This window comes from Candidatus Palauibacter sp. (assembly GCF_965222475.1).
GTDB lineage: Bacteria > Gemmatimonadota > Gemmatimonadetes > Palauibacterales > Palauibacteraceae > Palauibacter.
This window is the reverse complement of record NZ_CBDCUB010000003.1, coordinates 182,907-204,152: the sequence shown is the minus strand read 5'-3', so window position 1 is coordinate 204,152 and position 21,246 is coordinate 182,907. Positions and strand designations below refer to the sequence as shown.

At 68.4% G+C, this 21,246-nt stretch carries 16 protein-coding genes and 1 pseudogene; 10 read left to right on the top strand and 7 right to left on the bottom strand.

What is annotated here, in order from left to right; all coding sequences use genetic code 11:
* The 6 genes and pseudogenes from ACOQPP_RS08730 to ACOQPP_RS08705 all read left to right on the top strand — a co-directional run.
* Positions 1-324 (top strand): annotated as a pseudogene (locus ACOQPP_RS08730) (hypothetical protein); the annotation flags it as partial.
* 100 nt (positions 325-424) lie between these two features.
* Positions 425-3,202 (top strand): TonB-dependent receptor, encoded by a 2,778-nt coding sequence (locus tag ACOQPP_RS08725; protein WP_419164908.1) that lies wholly within the window; start codon positions 425-427, stop codon positions 3,200-3,202.
* 192 nt (positions 3,203-3,394) lie between these two features.
* Positions 3,395-4,831, top strand: coding sequence for an aldehyde dehydrogenase family protein (locus ACOQPP_RS08720; RefSeq protein ID WP_420636326.1), 1,437 nt, complete (start codon positions 3,395-3,397; stop codon positions 4,829-4,831).
* A 76-nt stretch (positions 4,832-4,907) separates the two neighbouring features.
* Complete coding sequence (locus ACOQPP_RS08715; protein WP_420636331.1) at positions 4,908-6,386, top strand: CoA-acylating methylmalonate-semialdehyde dehydrogenase; 1,479 nt, start codon at positions 4,908-4,910, stop codon at positions 6,384-6,386.
* A 203-nt stretch (positions 6,387-6,589) separates the two neighbouring features.
* Positions 6,590-6,817, top strand: a complete 228-nt coding sequence (locus ACOQPP_RS08710) for a hypothetical protein (protein WP_419164910.1) — start codon at positions 6,590-6,592, stop codon at positions 6,815-6,817.
* Positions 6,805-7,206, top strand: coding sequence for a PIN domain-containing protein (locus tag ACOQPP_RS08705; RefSeq protein WP_419164911.1), 402 nt, complete (start codon positions 6,805-6,807; stop codon positions 7,204-7,206). The genes ACOQPP_RS08710 and ACOQPP_RS08705 overlap by 13 nt, the downstream gene beginning before the upstream one ends.
* 102 nt (positions 7,207-7,308) lie before the next feature.
* Here ACOQPP_RS08705 and ACOQPP_RS08700 read toward each other — a convergent pair whose 3' ends face one another.
* Positions 7,309-9,114 (bottom strand): N,N-dimethylformamidase beta subunit family domain-containing protein, encoded by a 1,806-nt coding sequence (locus tag ACOQPP_RS08700; RefSeq protein ID WP_420636330.1) that lies wholly within the window; start codon positions 9,112-9,114, stop codon positions 7,309-7,311.
* A 431-nt stretch (positions 9,115-9,545) separates the two neighbouring features.
* Positions 9,546-11,663, bottom strand: coding sequence for a N,N-dimethylformamidase beta subunit family domain-containing protein (locus ACOQPP_RS08695; protein WP_420636325.1), 2,118 nt, complete (start codon positions 11,661-11,663; stop codon positions 9,546-9,548).
* 393 nt (positions 11,664-12,056) lie between these two features.
* Between ACOQPP_RS08695 and ACOQPP_RS08690 the strand changes: the two genes are divergently transcribed.
* Positions 12,057-13,127 carry a hypothetical protein gene (locus ACOQPP_RS08690; RefSeq protein WP_420636324.1) on the top strand — a complete coding sequence of 357 codons (1,071 nt, stop codon included), beginning with the start codon at positions 12,057-12,059 and terminating at the stop codon, positions 13,125-13,127.
* Here ACOQPP_RS08690 and ACOQPP_RS08685 read toward each other — a convergent pair.
* Positions 13,093-14,664, bottom strand: coding sequence for a calcineurin-like phosphoesterase C-terminal domain-containing protein (locus tag ACOQPP_RS08685; protein WP_420636323.1), 1,572 nt, complete (start codon positions 14,662-14,664; stop codon positions 13,093-13,095). The two genes, ACOQPP_RS08690 and ACOQPP_RS08685, sit on opposite strands and share 35 nt — an antisense overlap.
* Positions 14,665-15,002: 338 nt before the next feature.
* Here ACOQPP_RS08685 and ACOQPP_RS08680 point away from each other — a divergent pair, with 338 nt between their 5' ends.
* Positions 15,003-15,830: a DUF3108 domain-containing protein gene (locus tag ACOQPP_RS08680; RefSeq protein WP_420636322.1), complete on the top strand. Its 828-nt coding sequence runs from the start codon at positions 15,003-15,005 to the stop codon at positions 15,828-15,830.
* On the opposite strand, the gene ACOQPP_RS08675 is transcribed toward ACOQPP_RS08680, so the two are convergent.
* Both ACOQPP_RS08675 and ACOQPP_RS08670 read right to left on the bottom strand, forming a co-directional pair.
* Entirely contained in the window at positions 15,772-17,472 is a 1,701-nt protein-coding gene (locus tag ACOQPP_RS08675; RefSeq protein ID WP_420636321.1) for an alkaline phosphatase family protein, read from the bottom strand. The genes ACOQPP_RS08680 and ACOQPP_RS08675 overlap by 59 nt on opposite strands.
* A 43-nt stretch (positions 17,473-17,515) precedes the next feature.
* Positions 17,516-18,901: a sodium-dependent transporter gene (locus ACOQPP_RS08670; protein WP_420636320.1), complete on the bottom strand. Its 1,386-nt coding sequence runs from the start codon at positions 18,899-18,901 to the stop codon at positions 17,516-17,518.
* An 81-nt stretch (positions 18,902-18,982) separates the two neighbouring features.
* On the opposite strand from ACOQPP_RS08670, the gene ACOQPP_RS08665 reads away from it, so the two are divergent.
* Complete coding sequence (locus ACOQPP_RS08665; protein ID WP_420636319.1) at positions 18,983-19,963, top strand: adenosine deaminase; 981 nt, start codon at positions 18,983-18,985, stop codon at positions 19,961-19,963.
* Positions 19,964-20,040: 77 nt separating this feature from the next.
* Here the strand turns inward: ACOQPP_RS08665 and mazF are convergent, their stop codons facing one another.
* Positions 20,041-20,388: an endoribonuclease MazF gene (gene mazF / locus ACOQPP_RS08660; RefSeq protein WP_419164919.1), complete on the bottom strand. Its 348-nt coding sequence runs from the start codon at positions 20,386-20,388 to the stop codon at positions 20,041-20,043.
* Positions 20,382-20,621, bottom strand: a complete 240-nt coding sequence (locus ACOQPP_RS08655; protein ID WP_419164920.1) for an AbrB/MazE/SpoVT family DNA-binding domain-containing protein — start codon at positions 20,619-20,621, stop codon at positions 20,382-20,384. The genes mazF and ACOQPP_RS08655 overlap by 7 nt, the downstream gene beginning before the upstream one ends.
* Before the next feature lie 85 nt (positions 20,622-20,706).
* Between ACOQPP_RS08655 and ACOQPP_RS08650 the strand changes: the two genes are divergently transcribed.
* Entirely contained in the window at positions 20,707-21,168 is a 462-nt protein-coding gene (locus ACOQPP_RS08650; RefSeq protein ID WP_419164921.1) for an adenosine deaminase family protein, read from the top strand.
* Positions 21,169-21,246 lie beyond the last annotated feature (78 nt).

Sequence of the window (21,246 nt, the reverse complement as noted above, 5' to 3'; positions counted from 1 at the left end):
GGGGCGCTGCGGTTCTACCCGGACGAGGAGTACGGCTACGAGTACCCGGAGATGTACAACCGGATCTTCGGCGAGGATTACGTCCCGCCGGACTACATCAAGCAGGCGGCCGAGTACGCCGCGAAACACCCGTTGTACGTCTCGGCGCGCATGATCTGCGTGAACGACACCTACGCGTTCCAGGATGACATGGAGGTCTCGCTCGACCCCTTCATCGACATCATCGGACGCCATTTCAAACAACCGAAGGAGGGTCTGGGGTACGACAACAGCCCGGTCGCGCACATGTGGCGCTCGATCGAGATGCCCTGGGCGCCTCTGTAGTACGACCCATTCGAGGAGTCGCGGGCTCACCGGCTCGGGCCCGCGGGCGAAGTGACGACGGAGCCGGATCGTGGCAACGACCAAACCGCAGGAGACAAGTATGCTGAAACGCGCATTGACCATTCTCGCCTTCCTGGCGACACCCGCTGCGGCCCACGCCCAGGGTTCAATCGAGGGCCGGGTGACCAACGCCCAGAGCGGGGCGGGGCTCAGCAACGCGCGGGTCGCGATCCCCGCCCTCGACATCTCGGTCGGTTCGGGCCCCGGAGGTGCGTACATGATTCCCGATGTCCCGGGCGGCGACCACGTGGTCGAGGTCCGGCTCATCGGATTCGCGGTGCAGACCCAAACGGTCACGGTCGCCAGCGGACAGGCTGCCACCCTCGACTTCGAGCTCAGCCTGTCGGCGATCAACCTCGGCGAGCTGGTGGTGGTCGGAAGCCGCGCGCAGCCGCGAACGGTGACCGAGTCCATGGTCCCGGTGGACGTGATCCCGGTGTCCGAGATCACCAGCCAGGCGGAGACGAACATCGACTTCCTGCTCCGCACCGTGGTCCCGTCCTACAACGTCCGCGTCGAGCCCATCAGCGACGCGGCCACGATCACGCGCCCGGCCAACCTTCGGGGTCTCGCGTCCGATCACACCATGGTGCTGATCAACGGGAAGCGGCGTCACCGCGGATCGATCATCACGTGGCTCGGGGCCGGTCTCTCGGATGGCGCCCAGGGCGTCGACATCGGCTCCATTCCCGGCATCGCGCTGCGGCAGGTGGAGGTCCTCCGCGACGGCGCCTCGGCCCAGTACGGCTCGGACGCCATCGCCGGGGTGATGAACTTCATCCTCAAGGACGACCGCGACGGCGGCATGATCGAGGTGAAGAGCGGCAGCTACTATGAAGGCGACGGAGACATGCTCACCGTCTCCGGCAACGTCGGGGTCCCCCTGGGGGCCACCGGCTTCGCCAACCTCAGCGTCGAGTACGGAAACCAGGATCCGACCGACCGGGCCATCCAGCGCGCCGACGCGATCGGACTCCGCTCCGCCGGCAACCTCGCCGTGCGAACGCCCACGGCCCAGATCTGGGGGTCGCCCGAGGTCAACGACGACCTCAAGGTATGGCTCAACACCGGTTATACGTTCAGCGATGACGAGCAGTTCTACGCGTTCGGGAACCTCTCCACCAAGGAGGTGGACGGCGGGTTCTTCTTCCGCAATCCGAACACGCGCGGCGGCGTGTTCAGCGGTGACAGGGGCGAGACGCTCCTCATCGGCGATGTGCTCGACGCGAGGGACGGCGTGAACGACGGGTCGGCGAACTGCCCCGTGGTCCGCATCACCAACAACGTGCCGGATCCCGTGGCGCTGGGGCAGGTCTTCGCCGATCCGAACTGCTTCTCCTTCCAGGAGCTGTTCCCCGGCGGCTTCACGCCCCAGTTCGGCGGCAACGTCACCGACTGGGCTGTCGTCAGCGGTGTCAAGGGCAGCAACGGCCGCGGCTTTTCCTGGGACGCAAGCGCCAGCTTCGGCAGTCACACCTCAGATTTCTTCATCTACAACACGGTGAATGCGGCGCTCGGACCGGAGACGCCCACCCACTTCGACCCGGGTCTCTACACGCAGGAGGAGTTCAACCTCAACTTCGACGTCGCGTACGAGGCGAGCGATCAGGTGCACCTCGCGGGCGGGCTCGAGCGCCGTGACGAGCGCTTCGTCATCGGACAGGGGCAGGACGAGTCGTGGAGGATCGGCCCCTACGCCCAGCAGGGCTTCAGTTCGTCCTCCAACGGCTTCCCCGGCTTCAGCCCGATCGCCGCGGGAGACTGGGACCGCCAGAACGTGGCCGTCTACGGTGATGTTCACCTGGGCGGCAGCGACGACCCGTGGACGATCGGAGCCGCGTTGCGCTGGGAGGACTTCTCCGACTTCGGAAGCCAGGTGACCGGAAAGGTCTCGGCCCGCCTCGAGGTCAGCGACCAGCTCGCTCTCCGCGCCGGTGGAAGCACGGGCTTCCGCGCGCCGACGCCGGGGCAGCAGAACGCCTTCAACGTTTCCACGGTCTTCGACGCGACGATCGGCGACCTCGTGAACCGGGGCACGATCCCCTCCACCTCCGGCGTCGCGGCGCTTCGAGGCGGGGAGCAGCTGTCGCCCGAGAGGGCGTTCAGCCTGACCGCGGGGACCGTGTTCGATGCGGACGCGTTCAAGCTGACGATGGACTACTACCGGATCTCGATCTCGGACCGCTTCGCGCAGACGAAGACGTTCTCGCTCGAGGACGATGAGGTCACACGGCTGCTGTCCGAAGGCATCACCAGCGCCGCCAACCTCGCCGAGTTCCGGTTCTTCACGAACGACTTCAGCACGAGGACGCAGGGGCTCGACATCGTGGCGAACTACACGCCGCCGTCGATGGGCGGCAACACGAGCTTCAGCGCGCTCTTCAACTACAACGGCACGACGGTCACCGAGCACGATCCCGACGTCATCGACCAGGACCGGCTGGATCAGCTCGAGCTGTCCGTCCCCTCGTGGCGGGGGTCGCTCAACGTGATGCACACGCTGGGCGGGGTGCGCGCCCTCGTGCGGGGCACCTGGTACGATTCGTGGGTGGATGTCGGAGGCGTGGTGATCGGTGGTGTCGAGGGCGTCGCCTTCCCCGGGCGGTTCCTCGTCGACATGGAGTTGTCGGCGGACCTCACGGAGGACGCGTCACTCACCATCGGCGCGAACAACCTGTTCGACGCGTATCCGTCCACGCAGACGCCGGACGAGGCCGACGACGTGGGCCTCCTCTATCCGGAGAGCTCGCCGTTCGGCTTCAACGGCGGCTACTACTACGTTCGCGTGAACTATCGGTGGTCGTGGCTGACGGGGTGAGCTCGGAAGCGTAGCCACTGGCACCGGGCAGGACCCGAGGTCGCCGGTAGTCGAGGCGGACCCCGGAAGGTAGGATCGACCCCGGCGGGAGGCAGTTCGCCCCCGCCGGGGTTGCCCGTTACATGAGAGACTCGCTCGCACAATACGCAACGCGCGACACCACAACGCCGCCTGCGGCCCGGAAGGAAATCCGTGAACAACCTTCGGAAGTTCTACATCGACGGGGCGTGGGTCGAACCGTCCACCGCCGAGACACTGGACGTCATCAATCCGGCCACCGAGGAGGTGATCGGGGCCATCGCGATGGGAAGGCAGGCCGACGTTGACGCCGCGGTGTCGGCCGCGAGCGTCGCCTTCGACACTTTCTCGCGGACGAGCCGGGAAGAGCGGGTCGCGCTCCTCGAGCGCATCTGCGAGGGCTACGCTGCCCGTTCGGCGGACCTGGCGGCCACCGTCAGCGCGGAGATGGGCGCGCCGATGAGCCTCGCCGTGCAGGCCCAGGTGCCCTCCGGTCTGGCGCACCTGAGGACGATGGGGAAGATCCTCGCGAACTTCGAGTTCGAGACCGACCTCGGCTCGTCGTTGCTGGTGCGGGAGCCGGTCGGAGTGTGCGCCTTCATCACCCCGTGGAACTGGCCGCTGAACCAGATCGCCTGCAAGGTGGCACCGGCGCTGGCGGCGGGGTGCACGATGGTGCTCAAGCCATCGGAGGTCGCGCCGCTCAACGCGCTGATCTTCGCGGAAATCCTGCATGCGGCCGGCGTGCCGCCGGGGGTCTTCAACCTCGTGAACGGAGCAGGTCCGGTCGTGGGCGCGGCGCTTTCGGCGCACCCGGATGTCGACATGGTCTCCTTCACGGGCTCCACGCGGGCCGGCGTGGAGGTCGCCCGGAACGCGGCGCCGACCGTGAAGCGCGTCGCACAGGAACTCGGCGGCAAATCGGCGAACATCATCCTGGATGACGCGGACTTCGGGCGGGCCGTGTCGCGGGGCGTGTTCGCCGTGTGCAACAACACCGGCCAGTCGTGTAACGCGCCGACGCGGATGCTCGTTCCCCACGCGCGCATGAACGAGGCCGCGGAGATCGCGGCCGCGGCGGCGAAGAAGGTCGTGGTCGGCGATCCCGCGGTCGAAGGCACCGGGATCGGCCCGGCCGTGTCCGAAGTGCAGTTCGACAAGATTCAGCGGCTGATCGAGACGGGGATCGACGAAGGTGCACGGCTCGCCGTGGGCGGGCCCGGGCGGCCGGAGGGGCTGGAGCGAGGGTACTACGTCCGGCCGACGGTCTTTTCGCATGCGAGCAACGACATGGTCGTCGCGCGCGAGGAGATCTTCGGCCCGGTCCTCGTGCTCATCGGATATGAGGACGATGATGACGCGGTGCGTATCGCCAACGATACGCCGTATGGTCTCGCCGGCTACGTGTCGGCGGGGGATCCGGAACGCGGACGGGCGGTCGCGCGCCGCATCCGGTCGGGCCAGGTGAATCTGAACGGGGCGCGCCCGGACTTCCGGGTCCCCTTCGGCGGCTACAAGCAGTCCGGCAACGGCCGCGAGTGGGGCCGTCACGGGCTCGAGGAGTTTCTGGAAGTGAAGGCGATCCTCGGCTACCACGAGGGGGTGAGGTGAGCACGCTGCTTTCTTCGGCGTCCGTCCCTTCGGCGGACGAGGCGGCCAGGGCCGGCGTGGCAGGCGCGCCGAGCGGATTCCACACTGGGTGGGAGGCGAGCCGCGATCCGGGGCTTCCGGCCGGACTTCGCCGGTGTTCAACCCCGCCACCGGCCACCGGACCGGTGAACTGCCCCTGGCCAGCGTCGCAGAGGTCGACGAAGCGATTGCGGCGGCGGCCGCCGCGTTCGAGAACTGGCGGGGCGTCAGCGTCGCCCGACGCACGAAGCTCATGTTCGCATACCGCAATCAGGTCGCCGAACACGCCGAGGAGATCGCCCGGCGGCTCACGGCGGAGCATGGAAAAGTGCTGGCCGACGCGATGGGCGAGGTCGCCCGCGGCCTGGAGAACATCGAGTACGCGTGCGGACTCGCGGAGCACTTGAAGGGGACCTACAACGAGCAGGCCTCAACGGGCGTGGATGTGTATTCCGTGCGGAGGCCGCTCGGCGTCGTGGCGGGGATCACGCCGTTCAACTTCCCGGCCATGGTGCCGCTGTGGATGTTCCCCAACGCGATCGCGTGCGGGAACACGTTCGTGCTGAAACCGTCACCTCGCGATCCCGGCGCAGCCAACTTCATCGCGGAACTCTTCCACGAGGCCGGCTTTCCACCGGGCGTCCTCAACGTCGTGCACGGCGACCATGTGGCCGTGAACCGTCTGCTCAAGCACCCCGACGTGCAGGCGGTGAGCTTCGTGGGTTCGACTCCGGTCGCGCGACATGTGTACGAGACGGCCTCCGCGCACGGCAAGCGCGTGCAGGCGTTGGGCGGCGCCAAGAACCACATGGTCGTCCTCCCGGACGCCGACATCGACCTGGCCGCGGATTCCGCCGTATCCGCCGCGTACGGGTCGGCAGGGGAGCGCTGCATGGCGATCTCCGTCGCGGTCGCGGTCGGCGACAGCGCCGATCCGCTCGTCGACGCGATCCGGGTGCGCATGGAGAAACTGCGCATCGGCCCGGGCGACGATCCCGCCTCGGAGATGGGCCCGCTCATCACGGCCGAGCACCGCGACCGCGTCGCGGACTACGTCCGCCAGGGCGCCGAGGCCGGGGCGCGCGTCGTCCTGGACGGTCGGCAGGCACAGTTCGACGGGGACGGCTTCTTCCTCGGCGTCACGTTGCTCGACCACGTCACGCCCGACATGACGGTCTACCGAGACGAGATCTTCGGGCCCGTCCTCTGTGTCGTGCGGGCAGGCACGTACCACGAGGCCGTCGACCTGCTCCGGGACAACCCGTGGGGGAACGGCGCGGCGATCTTCACGCGCGACGGAGGGGCGGCGCGCCGGTTCCAGGAGGATGCGGACGCCGGGATGGTCGGCCTCAACGTCCCGATCCCCGTCCCCGTGGGATACCACTCCTTCGGCGGCTGGAAGGAGTCCGCGTTCGGGGCGCACGCCATCTACGGCCCCGAGGGCGTCCACTTCTACACGAAACCCAAGGTGATGACGACGCGCTGGCCCGACCCCGCCGGCAGCCGCGTCGATCTCGGCTTCCCGACGAACCGCTGAGGCCCGTCCCAGCGGGGCACCGGACGGCCCCGGTACGCCGCACTCCCCGGCGGCGGTCGCGTCCACGGTGAGTTCAGCGGCAGCGCCATACTTGCGGAAAATCCGTAATATACGTAATATGTGGCATGTCAAATAGGCAGGACTTCCCACCGCATGTGCGCAGGGTAAGCGCGACCGAGGCCGCAAAAAACTTCGGGTCGATCTTGACGGAGGTCCGTGAGCGGGCCGCCGAGTACGTCGTCGAGCACCGCGGCAAAGCCGTCGCCCGGATCAGCCCTGAGGAAGACCGAACGCTGACCTTGAGGGAGTTCGCGGAGATCGCCAGACAGGGAATCATCCCGTCTCCCGGTGAGGAATACCTGCGCGACGTGGAGGAAGGCATCGCCCGCTTCAATCGCGCGGAGGTGCCGGTAGATCCTTGGGAACGCTGATCGACACAAGCATCCTCGTGGCGATCGAGCGGGGTCAACTTGAGGCTGATGCCATCCTCGGCTTCCGCGATCCCGGGACATTCGGGGCCATCGCGGCAATCACGGCGGCGGAACTCCTGTACGGCGTGTACCGGTCAAGTGGGGCCCGGCGGGTCAGAACGGAACGGTATTGCCAAGGGTGGCTCGCGTTGTTTCCGGTCGTTCCGTTCGATCTTGAGGTGGCTCGCGTCCACGCGATCCTGACGCAGCAGCTTGGCCGCCAGGGCACTCCCATCGGCGCACACGACCTGGTCATCGCGGCCACGGCGGTCAGCGGCAGCTACCGAGTCGCCACACGGGACCGGCGGAGCTTTGACCGGATCGATGGACTGGAGGTCGAGTACTGGTAGACCGCCGCGTGGTCTCAAGCCCATGCGCCCACTTCCTCGAGGAACGCCTTCCGGCTGCGCGAGGCGGCGCACACCGGAGCGTCCCGGGACGGCCACGAGGGGTCAGCCGCCCCCGCTCTCGGCTCGGATGATCACGCCCGGGACTTCGAGGTTTCCACTGTCGTCGACGGCCCGGCTCATGATCGAGATCTCGCCGCCCATTGCGGCCGGGTTGTACTCGTAACTCCAGTCGGTTCGGCCACGAGCCGGGTGCCACGTCGTCCCGCCGTCGAGCGACACTTCGACGGCCGCGACCACGCCGCCGCCCGTATCCGACGCCGTCCCCGTGACCGTGACCATGCCGCTCTCCGCATCGGGCTCCGACGGCAGGTTGAACGACGACATGGGCGGGACGAGGTCCGTCGAAGCCGTGGCGGGCACGAGATCCGGCTGCATCGCGGCGGGCTGCACGCCCATGTCCGCGAACAGATTCATCGTCGCCTGCTGCAGGACGAGGTCCGGGCCGTGCGGATCGACGCCGACCCGCGTGTCCGCGCCGTTCTGACGCTCCGGCGGGACGCCCGTCTCGGTGTCGTGGTGCGCGTCGAGGCCCCACGACCACTGCAGCGTCCCCGAGCCGAACACGAGCGCGCCGCTCTCGTGCCGGTACAGCACCGCGTGGTGCGTGGCCGTGCCCGTCTCGCACCCTCGCCCAGGGTGGACGCAGTAGAGCGTGTTGTCGATCGGCGTCGCGGCCACCTGGAACAGCCCCGGCGGCCGGAACCCGTTGTCGATGTCCGAGTCCCACTCGTGGCCCAGGATCCCCTTGATCGACACGTAGCGCTCACCCGGCTGCAGCCGCGCGACCTCCGTATTGCGCCAGAACCTGAGGTCGCCGAACTCCGCGTCGACGATGATGGGGTCGTTCCGCCACGCGTTCACGGTGAACAGCGTCCCCGTGAGCGCGTTCTCCGGCCACGGGCCCTCGGCGTTGATCGAGCGGTGGTCCCGGAACTCTCCCGTCCACTCGACCGGATCGAGCCGCCGGTGATCCTGCGAATCCTTGTAGGTGACGAGCGTCCGATGCGGCTCGCCGGACCCGTCGATGCTCGCCTCCCAGCGCACCTTCCAGTAGACCTCGTTCGAGCTGAAGAAGGCGAGGTGCATCCCGGCCGCCCGGGCCGCCTCCACGTTTCGCCGCTGCTGTCCCGTCCAGTATTCGTCGTGTCCGACCGAGAGGAAGACCCTGTGCTCGAGCAGTTCCTCGCCGCGCCGGTCCGTGTCGATGCCCGAGGAATAGCTCACGTCGTACCCGTTTCGCTCCAGCCAGCGGACCATCGGGTACTCGGAGTTGAAGACCATGTTCACGGCCCGATAGTGACGCGTCTCGAAGGGCCGGTTGTAGCTCACCTTCGGCGCGCGCGGCGGTCCTCCGTGGAGCCGGACCCGTTCCTGGTTGAGCCGTCCGTACACGCTGTGCCCGCCGTACCGGTTGTATGCCTGCCAAGTGAGGTCCGACGTCTGGAACAGCATGTCGGACTCGCCGTCATCGTCCCGCACCACGAAGTAGATGTGGCTGGCGCGCGGCTCGCGCAGTCCGTTCCGCATCACCGCCCGGAATCCCGGGGTCTCCCACAGCGAGTCCTCCCCGGTCGGGGGGAGCGGTGTCGCCCGGAACTGGTCGTTCTTCACCCAGCCATCGATCGGGTCCTCGCGCACGAGCCGGGCGAAGTAGATGCCCGAGGTCGCGTCGGCGGGCGCCTGCCAGGAGGCCGAGACCGCCCAGTTGCCACAGTCGACGAGCGGCGCGGGCCACGTCTCCATCCCGCCCCCTTCGGCCAGCACGGGGATCGGACCCCGGATGCACTCGGGCTGCATCTGGGGCAGCGCCGCGGCCGGCTCGAACGAGTCCACCCGGCGCGCGCCCATGCCGCCGTAGTAGCCCATCCGGTAGATGTCGATCCGGTAGTCGTCCGAATCCGTGTCGATCTTGAACTCGATCGTCTCCCCCCGGTTGATCGCGATGTCCGTGCCGAAGCCCTGGATGCTGGGATCGCCGTAGCTGTTGATGTCCCACTCGGTCGGCGGATGCCCCTCGAGACAGTTCTCCGCCACGATCTCGTTGGCGGGGGCGGCGCACGGATCGCCCGCCGACGTGCCGAAGGACTCACAGCCCCCCGCGACCAGGAGGGTCGCGGCCGGGAAGACGAAGAAGAAGGGACGGACAAGCGGGCGCGGCTCGGTCATGGCGACAGCTCCGGGTCGGAGTCGGCATGCGGACGGCCGACCCTCCGGCCGTCCCGTCCCCGAAACATGACCCAGCCTTCAGATGTCTACAACGGCGACGGAGAGTCGGGGCCTCAGCCGCCCCCGCCCGGCGTCTCCAGATTGCCGCTGTCGTCCACGGCGCGGCTGAGGATCGTGGCCCCGTCTCCCGACGCGCTGGGGTCGAACGCGTAGCTCCAGTCCGTCCGGCCGCGGGCCGGGTGCCATGTCCGTCCGTCATCGAGTGACACTTCCACGGAGGCAACCACGCCGCCGCCGGTATCCGCCGCCGTCCCGGTGATCGTCATCATGCCGCTCTCCGGATCGGGCCCCGAGGGCGCCTCGAACGAGGAGGTCGGCGGAACGTCATCCGTCGAAGCCGTCGCCGGCACCAGGTCCGGCTGCAGCGTGGCGGGCTGCACGCCCATGTCCGCGAACAGGTTCAGCGTCGCCTGCTGCAACACCAGATCCGGACCGTTCGGATCCACGCCGACCCTGGTGTCCATGCCGTTCTGGCGTTCGGGCGGGACGCCGGTCTCGGTGTCGTGGTGGGCGTCGAGACCCCACGGCCACTGCAGCGTGCCGGAGCCGAAGACGAGCGCGCCGCTCTCATGCCGGTACAGGACCGCGTTGTGCGTCGCCGACCCCGTCTCGCACCCCCGCCCCGGGTGCACGCAGTACTGCAGGTTGTCGATCGTCGTCGCGGAGACCTGGAACAGCCCCGGCGGGCGGAATCCGTTGTCGATGTCCGAGTCCCACTCGTGACCGAGGATCCCCTTGATCGACACGTACCGCTCACCGGGCTGCAGCCGCGCGACCTCCGTGTTGCGCCAGAACCTCAGATCGGCGAACTCGGCGTCCACGATGAGGGGGTCGTTCCGCCACGCGTTCACCGTGAACAGCGTCCCGGTGAGCGCGTTCTCGGGCCACGGACCCTCCGGGTTGATCGAACGATGATCGCGGAACAGTCCCGTCCACTCGACCGGATCGAGCTTCCGGTGGTCCTGTGTCTCCTTGTAGGTCACAAACGTCCGGTACGGCGTCTCGGCCCCGTCGATGCTGGCCTCCCAGCGCACCTTCCAGAAGACCTCGTTCGAACTGAAGAAGGCGAGGTGCACGCCGGCCGCGCGGGCCGCCTCCACGTTGCGGCGCTGCTGGCCCGTCCAGTACTCGTCGTGTCCGACCGAGAGGAAGACCCTGTGCTCGAGCACTTCCTCGCCACGCCGGTCCGTGTCGACCCCGGACGTGTAACTCACGTCGTAGCCGTTCCGCTCGAGCCAGCGGACCATGGGGTACTCGGAGTTGAAGACCATGTTCACGGCGCGGTAGTGCCGCGTCTCGAAGGGCCGGTTGTAGCTCACCTTCGGCGCGCGCGGGGGCCCCCCGTGGAGCCGGATCCGCTCGGGATTCAGGCGCCCGTACACGCTGTGGCCCCCGTAGCGGTTGTACGCCTGCCAGTTGAGATCCGAGGTCTGGAAGAGCATGTCGGATTCGCCGTCGTCGTCGCGCACGACGAAGTAGATGTGGCTGGCGCGCGGCTCGCGGAGCGCGTTACGCATCACCGCGTGGAAGCCCGGCGCCTCCCACAGGGAGTCCTCGCCGGTGGGCGGGATCGGGGTGGGTTCGAACTCATCGTTCTTCACCCAGCCCTCGACCGGCTCCTGGCGAACGAGCCGGGCGAAGTAGATCCCCGAGGTCGCGTCCTCGGGGGCCTGCCACGAAGCCGACACCGCCCAGTTGCCGCAGTCGACGAGTGGCGCGGGCCACGTCTCGATCCCGCCCCCCTCGGCGAGCACCGGGATGGGGCCGCGGAGGCACTCGGGCTGGATCTGGGGCAGGGCCGCGGACGGCTCGAACGAGTCGACGCGGCGGGCACCCATGCCGCCGTAGTAGCCCATGCGGTAGACGTCGATCCGGTAGTCGTCCGAATCCGTGTCGATCTTGAACTCGATCGCCTCCCCCCGGTTGATCGCGATGTCCGTGCCGAACCCCTGGATGCTCGGGTCCCCGTAGCCGTTGACGTCCCACTCCGTGGGCGGGTGCCCCTCGAGACAGTTCTCGGCCACGATCTCGTTGGCGGGGCTGGCGCAGGGGTCGGCGGCGGTGCCTCCCGGCTGGCAGGCGGCGACCAGACCGGCGGCGGTTCCCGCGAGCCATGCCCGGGCGCGATGCGGGGGGCGGGCGGCGGTGGGGGGGGCGGGCGGCTGGATCATGGCGGCATCTCCCGGCCAAGGGTCGTTGGGACGCGCGCGTCCGAGCGGTGCGGACGCGCCTGTGGAACGTATGCCCAGGCCAACGGGTCCGGTACGCCCCCGTCGACCGCGCAGCTTGCCTTGCCAACCGTCTGGGGGGGTGTTGTTGTGTGCATCGGTTGATGCGCAGGCGCAGCGAGGCCGTCAATGCGCCGCACGGCATGGCACAAGGCGGCGAAGAAGGGAGGAGCAGATGAGAGCACGTTGGTGGGGCGCAGGCGTGCCGGTGACCGCAGTCTTGGGCGGGGCTCCGGTGCCCGTCGTCGATTTGTGCCTGAGGAAATGCGTCTAGACCGCTGCCTCGCGGCGCGCCGCGGCAATCGACGCGCACGGGGCGGGGAACCCTGGAAGGGCATGGTCGTCGCCTCGGCGATCCTGTGGCCGTGCACCGTCTCCGCCCAGGACGTGATTCAGATCTCGACGGAACCGCCCGCGTGTGCCGTTGTACTCGATGAAGCGGTCCGCTTGGGCGACATCGATGACCCGGGCACGGTCGGCCCCGCCGGCCAGATCACGCAGCTTGCATCTGGGGACTTTCTCGTCGCGCATTGGGACAACGGCGCGCGGATCATGGTCTACGGTGCGGACGGCCGCTACCGGGAGAGCATCGGTCGAAGGGGGGAGGGCCCGGGCGAGTTCTCGGATCCGGGCATCGGCAAGCTCCGCCCCGCGCCCGGGGGCGGCGCATTCATCCTGGATCCCGGTACGCGTCGCATCACGCATTTGGCCGCCGACTGGAGCCTGCTCGGGACGACGCAGATCGGCGCGATTTTCCCCCTTGACTTCGTCCCACTCGCCTCCGGTCGCGGCTTCGTGGTCGGCGGGTGGGGGCGCGCCGAAGATGGGCGGTTCGGGGCGGTTGCCGAGCATCTTGATGCGGAGGGAGCGGTTCGGGAGACCATTGCGGTGGTTCCCACGGATCGCGAGCTGATCAACCACTTCTTCGCGCCCGCGGCCCGGGACGACGAAGGGAGGGTGTGGCGTTCCTTGCCGGTCGAGTACGCCGTCGAGGCGTGGGATCCGGCGGCTCCCGACCGTTTCCTGCGCCTCGAGGGACAACGCGAGTGGTTTAGGCCATGGCCCCCGGCGGACGGATACCCGCTAGAGGCGCCTCCGTTCTCCGTCATTCAGGGGTTGCGGCACAGGGACGGATTGCTGTGGCTCGCGACGTCGGTGGCCGACGACGGCTGGAGGGAGGCTGTCGCCAACCCCGTGCAGGGCGTGCCCATCGATGGGAATCGGCGGCGCGATACGGTCGTCGAGGTGGTCGATCCCGCCACGGGGGAGCTGGTGGCGCGGTCCGTGCTCGACGATTGGTTGTGGTGGACGGGGGACGGCGGATACCTCTACGCGGCGCGCGACGAAGGCCTGGTCTCGAAGGCCGCGCTCTTCACCGTGCGCCTGGAGGGCGAGGACTGCCCCTAGCCGGCCCGAACGCCAGCGACTCGGCGTAGACCCGGCCAAATCGGTCGGTGGCCTCCACGCGCACCTCCGCCACGCCCGGGTCGACGGTCGCGTAGAACATGTGGTTCGTGACGCGGGGCTCGACCCACGGCCGGTGTGCGGGCAGGTCGTCGCCCGAGTGAAGTGCGACGCTCAACGGGTCGCGTCCCGGCCGCCGCGCCATGAGCCCTCGCGGCTGGCCGTCCTCGAACCAGCGCACCGTCCACTGGGGATCCCAGTCCCAGACGTTGGCCACGATCTCTTCCGGCGCGGCGGGATCAGCGCCTGGAGCGTAGAGGCGCATCTGGTGCGACGCCGGGAACCCCGTGGCCTTGTAGCGCCACGTGATCTCCTCGCCCGCCGCCTCGTACACGCAGTAGCCGTTGGGCGCGCCGTCGTGGCAGATCGGTCCGCTCCACCACGCTCCGCAGACCGCGCCCGCCACGTGCTCGTGCGTCCCGCTCTCGAACACGTGCTCCAGTTCGTGCGTGTGCCCCGTGAGGATGTGCGCCCGGAAGGGTTCGAGCAGCCGGTACAGCGCTTCCCGGTTCATGATTGCCACGGGTGCCTCCGGCGAGTTCCGCCCCTGGCGCGCGTGATAGCTGCCGAGGGCCGGGATGTGCGTGGCCACGACGACGGCCCCCCCCGGCTCGACCCGGCTCAGGTCCGCCCGCAGCCAGGTCAGCGCGTCGGCATCGAGGTAGCCGAGATAGCCGCTCCCGTGCCAGAAGACATCGTCGAGGACCACGTAGTGCACGGTCCCGCGGTCGAAGGAGTAGTACCGCGGCCCGAAGTGACGGGAGAAGGTGTCCGTCGAGGCCTCGTCCGTAGGACTCTCCATGTCCAGGTCGTGGTTCCCGATCACCTGGAAGAAAGGCACGCCGATGCGCCGCACCGCCCGCTCGTACTCGGGATACAGCTCGAGGTGGTCGAACATGATGTCACCGTCCGCGATCCCGACGATCGGCGCGTCGCCGAGTTCTTCAACGGTACCCTGGAGGTCCGGTATGGAGCGCTCGTGGAACCAGCCCATCTCCTCCTCGGTCTCGGTCTGGATGTCGCCGAGCAGAAGCACCGCGTGGCGGTCATCGGACACGCCGAGCGGTTCGAGGTCGAACGCGACCGACATCTCGCTGCGCGAGGGATCGATGGGCCGGTAGAAGCGGGCCGTGCCCGAAGGGTTCGTCGGCACCTGGTAGCCCCCCGGGACTCGCGCCCAGACAAAGCCGCGATCCGTGGAGGTCACCAGCTCGAAACGGCCATCGGAGTCCGAATCCACGACCTGGAGTCCGTCGGAGACGGCGACGCGTCCGAGACCCCGCCCGCCGGCGCGGACGATGCCCTGAACCCGCACAGGCGACGCGACGGTGGGCGCGATCCCGGGGCGCTGCGGGAGCGGATCGTAGGGAGCGGCCAGAAGGCGGTCGGCCAGGGCCACCCACCCGGTCGCCGCCAGGGTCCCGGCTCTCACGAACGTTCGCCGGGTCAGCATCCGCACGTGCTCGTCCGTCTCGATCATCTCGTCCTCCCAAGGGGCTGCGGGGCTCGCCCGAACGCCGTGCGCACGGTATCGGGTCCGGGTCACGCACGATTCAACGACCGGTCAGGCCCGCGCAACAAGCGGTTCCGGCCCGCGGCGGCCGGATCCTGTCGTCTGGCGGTTGAGGCGCCGTATAGACTTTTCCGTGCTCACGCCCGTACTTCTTCTCGTCCTCATCTACTACGCGGAGCGGGAGCTGCGGGCCTATGCGGAACAGGGGATCGCCAAGGCGTTCGACTGCGCGATGGACTTCGCGGTCCAGGCGGCTTGCGTTCACGCTCGCGGTGCCGTCGCCCGCGGTTCGGGCCGTCAGCCTCGTGGCGGCCGCGTTCGCGTTCGCGATCGTATTGCTCGCCGCCGCGCCGCTCTCCGGTCAGGCGGTAGCTGACACTGCGGCCGCGGGCGACACCGTGGCGGCCGGCGCGACCCTGGCGGTGGGCGAGACCATGGAGTTCGGCGTCCAGTTCGGCCCCGTTCAACTCGGGAGCAACCAACTGACCGTCGCGGATAGAGAGACGGTTGCCGGGGAGGACATCTACCGCCTCGAGGTTGATTTCGGGGCCCCCATTCCGTTCTTCAGGATCCACGACCGGCAGACAAGCTGGGTGATGCTGGCGCCGCTTCGCTCCCTGCGCTTCGACCGGTTCATCCAGGAGGGACGAAGGCGCACCAGTTGGCGGGTCCACCTCGATGAGCCCGGGCGGCGGCTGCGTGTCGAACACCTCGGCGGTCAGGTCGCGGATCCGGCGGACCCCGATGCGTCCGATCCACCGCGCGAAGTCATGCTCCCCGAAGCCCCGCTCGACGACGTCGCGATCCTGTACGAAATGAGGCGCCGGATCGCGTCGGGAGAGACCTCTTTCCGCATGGACCGCTACTACCTGGCCGAGGACAGCCCCGCCGTGTTCGAGTTTGAACGCCGGGATCGGACGCGAGTCCCCGCGGGACGGTTCGACGTCTACATCCTGCGGGCGGTGATCCCGGGCATGTCGATGTTCAAGCCGGAGTCGGACGCCCGGATCCACGTGGCCGTCGACCCCCCCCACCCCATCGTCATGGTCACGACCGAGACCCTGCACGGACGCCTCACGCTGTACCTGAGGGATTTCCGTCCCGGCGACGCGTCGGCGGATCCCCCCTCCTGAAACGAGCGACGCTTCGCGGCCGGCCGCATCCAGACGTAGGCGCATCCCGCCGCACCTGGCGCGCCTGCCGCACCTGGCGCGCCTGCCGCACCTCGCGCTCCGTAATCGCGAACCGCACCACCGGCGATTCCTCGAGCGTCCGGGCGATGTCGTCCGCCTCCAGCCCCAGCGCCTCCAGCCGCCCCGGGTCGAGGTACATCTGGTTCTCGGAGCCCTCGTAGAACGCCACCACGCCCGGCCCGCCGGGGTCGACACGTTCGTTCAGCCACGCCGTCACGTCGCCGTAGGTGGCCCACAGGTCGTCGCTCGCGGGGGTGTCGGGCATCCCGTGGTCCGCCGTCACGACCAAAGCCAGGCCGCCGGGCCCTGCCTTCGCCTCGAGCGCTTCCACGATCCGGCCCAGCCACCGGTCCAGTTCCGCCAGCGTCGCCTCCATCTCCGGCGAGAAGGGGCCGTACTTGTGGGACACGTAGTCCGTGCCCTTGAGGTTGGCGAGGAAGAGGTCCGTGACATCGTCCTCACCGAAGGCGCTTCCTTCGATGAGGGCGACCGCCGCCTCTCCCTCGAATCCCGAGAAAAGGGCCGAACGCCGGGCCTCGCCGTAGCTGTCGAGTTCGTGGCCGAGCCAAAGCCGGTCGACGGCGTCGAGTCGCGGACCGAAGTGGAGTTCGCGGGCCGCCGGCGGAAGCCGAAAACACGCCTCGTTCGTAGTCCAGCCGCCGCTGCCGGAGTCGTAGAAGGCCAGCCACACGGAGTGGCCGCCGAGGATGCACTTCCCGTGGCCCGCCAGCGCCACCGCAGGGTAGTCCGTACCCCCCTGGACGACGATCTCCGCCCGCCCGCGCGTCGCCACTCCCCAGCGGTCCGCGACCGCAAGCGCCATGAGGTTGTGAGGAGAGGCACCCTCGTACGCGACCGTCGCCTGGCCCGTCCGGCGGTCGTACAGCGTGTTGCCCACGATCCCGTGTACCGCCGGGTCCGTGCCGGTCGAGAGCGTCGTGTGCGCGGTCGAGGTGTTCGTGGGGACGTAGTCGACTCGGGACTCCGCAAACCGGGCGGCGCCCGCCGCGAGCCGGGTCAAGTTGGGGAGAAGGCCGGCGTAGCGGTCGAGGTAGTCCGCCCGCATCGCATCCAGCACCAGCACGGCCACGAGCCCCGGGCGGGCTCTCGCGTCGCCCTGCCCGCCGTCGGCTTCGTTCCCGGCGTCCGAGAACGCGGCGCGCAGCGGATGTCCGGTCACGTCGGCTCGCGGCGGCAGCCCGAGCAGCGTGGTCAGCGTTGCCCCGATGTCCTGGTGCGAGGCCGGCCCCCGATGCGTGCGGGGCTCGAAGACGCCCGGGCCGTACAACAGGAGCGGCACCGCGGTGTCATGCGACCACGGGCTGCCGTGCATGTACCGGTAGTCGGGGCCCGGCGACGTGATGATGGCTCCCGGATCGGGGATCACGGCGATATCTCCCACGCGGCCCGGGAAATATGCGCGGGCCAGCGCCCGCACGATCGCCTCGCGCCCCGGCTCTCCTCGCGCGACGCGCTCCCCGGGGGTGTCCGCGCGGCAACCATCCTCCCCGCACCCCGCAGAGACGAGCCCGAGGGCCGCCGCCACGCCGAAGAGGACAGGGGCGCATGGGCGCGGACGCATCAGCGGCGAACCCCGGCGCAGGTCGTTTGCGGTCCGGCTCCCGTCAGCTGAAGTCGCGGCCGAGGATCACCGAGACGATGATCGCGCCAACCGCGAGCGGCGCCACCCAGCGGATGAAGAAACGCCACGCCCCGTACCGGAACCAGCGGGGCTCCGTGCCGTCCAGCAGTTCCCGTTCCGTCGCGTTCCTGGTCATGAACCAGCCCGCCGCGAGCGTGATCGCGAAGCCGCCGGTCGGGAGCATCCAGTTGGAGACGAAGTGGTCGACGGTCGAGAACCAGCCGATCTTGCCCGCGAAGATCTCCAGCGTGGCGAGGAAGGGCGTGCCCGTGAACGAGAGCGCCGCGAAGATCGTGAACACGAAGATCGCCGCCCCGCAGAGGATCGTGGCCTTGTGCCGCGGGACGCGTCGCTCGTCGATCATGTAGCTCGAGACCACCTCGAGCAGCGAGATCGTCGAGGTCAGCGCCGCCAGCGCCACCAGCACGTAGAACAGCGGCCCCAGCACGACGCCGAACGGCACCGCGGTGTAGAACAGCTCCGGCAGCGAGATGAAGAGCATCCCTACCGGCGAACCGCTCACCTGGTCGCTCATCCCCGCTACCGAAAAGATGACGGAGAACATGATCACCGTCGCCACGAGCGCGATCAGTGTGTCGAGCCCCACGATCGCCGCCGACGCCTTCACGATCGACTGCTTTCGCGAGATGTAGGATCCGTACGTGATCATCGCCCCCATCCCGAGGGAGAGGGTGAAGAAGGAGTGCCCGAGCGCCTCGAGGACGCCGCTCGTTTCCAGCTCCCCGAAGTTGGCGCGGAAGATGAAGCGCAGCGCCTCTCCCGACCCGCTCATCCCCAGCGCGCTTACGAGAAGGAGAAGCAGAATCCCGAACAGGATGGGGAGGAAGATGCGGGCGATACGTTCGATCCCCTTGCTCACCCCGAAGTAGACGACCGCGATCGTTGCGATGCTGAAGCCCAGCGACAGCATGAGCTGAAGGCCGGCGTTCCCCACCTGCTCGTTGAACAGGTCGCCCGCCGCCATCCCGGCGGGGTAGCCGCCGAACGACCAGCCGATGGACTGGGCGAAGTAGTAGAGCGACCAGCCCGCGATGACCGTGTAGTAGCTGAGGAGGATGAAGCCGGCGAGCACCCCCCAGCCGCCGACGATCCCCCACCAGGGTCCCGCCGCCTCCTTGAGCGCCCCGACCGCGCTCTTCTGGCTGCGGCGCCCAATGAGCAGCTCCGCCATCATGATCGGCAGGCCGACCGCGACGATGCAGATCAGATAGACGAGGACGAAGGCCCCGCCGTTGTTCTGCCAGGTGATGAACGGGAACTTCCACAGGTTGCCGAGGCCGATCGCACTGCCGGTCGCGGCGAGCACGAGGCCGGCGCTGGAACTCCAGTTATCGCGGGGTTGATTCATGGGACATGTCCGGTCGGGCGTGGTCGAATCAGGGGGTCTGCGCCCCGGCGGCGACGTGCGCACCTATTGTACCTTGCCCCGATGATGGGCCACCAGACCACGAGCGTTGCGGACGTCATCCGTGACATCCCCAAGGCCGAGTTGCACATCCACGTCGAGGGCTCGCTGGAGCCCGGGATGATGTTCGACCTCGCCCGCCGCAACGGCGTATCTCTCCCCTACCGGAGCGTCGACGAGGTCCGTCAAGCCTACTCCTTCGCCAACCTCCAGGAGTTCCTCGACCTCTACTACGAGGGCATGAACGTGCTCCGAACGGAGGAGGACTTCTTCGCGCTCGCCGACGCCTATCTGCGACGGGCAGCCGCGGACGGGGTCGTCCACGTCGAGATGTTCTTCGACCCGCAGGCGCACACGGGACGGGGCGTGCCGCTGGGGACGCTGATGGACGGCCTCGAGCGGGCCATCGCTCGCTCCCGGGAGCGGGGCGTGAGCGTCTCCCTCATCCTCTGTTTCCTGCGCCACCTGACGGAGAGGGAAGCGTTCGAGACGCTGGAGGAGGCCGAACCGTACCTGGACCGGCTGCTGGGCGTGGGTCTGGACTCGAGCGAGGTGGGTCACCCACCCTCGAAGTTCGCGCGCGTGTTCGAGGCCGCCCGCGACCTCGGACTCCGTCTCGTCGCCCACGCCGGGGAGGAGGGTCCGCCGGAATACGTGTGGGAGGCGCTGGACGTCCTCGGCGTGGAACGGATCGACCACGGCAACCGCGCCCTGGAGGACGAAGCCCTCGTCGCCCGCCTGCGCGACGACCGCATCCCCCTCACCGTATGCCCGCTCTCGAACCTGGCCCTCCGCGTCGTCGACGACCTCGCCGCCCACCCGATCAGGCGCATGCTCGACCTGGGCCTCCTCGCCACGGTGAACTCGGACGACCCGGCCTACTTCCGCGGCTACATCAACGAGAACTTCCGCAGCGTCGCGGAGGCGCTGGACCTTTCGACTGCGGAAATCGAGCGACTGGCCCGCAACTCCCTCGCAGCATCGTTCACGGCGCCCCTCGCGTAGCTTCTCGGTCTCCCGCCAAGACCGGTGCCGGGACGGTCCCCACGAGAGCAGTTGGGCTCAGCGGCCTTTCGGGAAGGTCATCGCGGGCCGAACAGAAGCTCCAGCTTGTTCACGACCTCGCCCAGCACGGCGGGAGGGGCCTGACAGGCGAACTCAGCTTGCCGGGCCCGCCAGTCCAGACTCTTGACCTGATCGGCCAGAACCACGCCCGTCACGCGGGCCGTGGCTGGAAGGCCGACTTCAAAGGGGTAACCCTTTACCCTGGAGGTGATCGGACAGAGCAGCGCCAGACCGGCTTTGCGGTTGTACGCGCGAGGACTGAGCACGAGAGCGGGACGACGGCCGGCCTGTTCGTGTCCAGCCTGGGGATTGAAGGCGAGCCATACAATCTCGCCGCTGTCGGGGACATGCGGATTCCCTACCAAACCTCATCGCCCACGGCCGAACCCGTATCCACCTCCGAATGCAGGGTTTCCGGCGTGATCCGGTCCAGGATTGTCTCCAGGTCATAGGCTTTCCTGCGCATGACAAGCCGATCACCGCGGGGGATCATCTCTATGCGGGAGCCCTCTCGGACGCCCCATTGCTCCGCGACGGGTTTGGGAATCCGGACAGCAAGACTGCTGCCCCACTTGGCAATATGTGAACGGGCACCCACCGGCTCCTCCCATGTTCAAGATCTACAATAGATATCCGATGACGCGGTCCGGGTGTCAACGTCGAGCTTGACGTAGAGTGCGTTCATGGCAACCGTCGGGCTCGAATCTTCACCCCGAGGCCAACCATCGACTCGTCCGAATTCTGAATCGTGCCTCATCTTCTTCGACCCGCAGGCGCACACCGGGCGCGGCGTGCCGCTGGGGGCGCTGATGGACGGCCTCGAACGGATCGACCATGGGAACCGGGCGCTCGAGGACAAAGCGCTGGTCGCCCGGCTGCGCGAGGACCGCATCCCGCTCACCGTGTGCCCGCTGTCGAACCTCGAACTCCGCGTCGTTGAGGACCGTAAAGCGCACTCGATCAAGCGCATGCTCGACCTGGGCCTCCTCGCCACGGTGAACTCGGACGACCCGGCCTATTTCGGCGGCTACATCAACGAGAACTTCCGCCAGGTGGCCAACGCCGTTGGCCTCTCGATCGAGGACATCGCGGCCCTCGCCCGCAACTCCCTTGAGGCCTCGTTCACGGACCACCCGAGATTCTAAAGGAGCAGCCGATCTTGATCTGGAACTTGTGCACCCTGAAGGACTACGTCAGTCTCATGTGTGGAAGACAGACCCGAG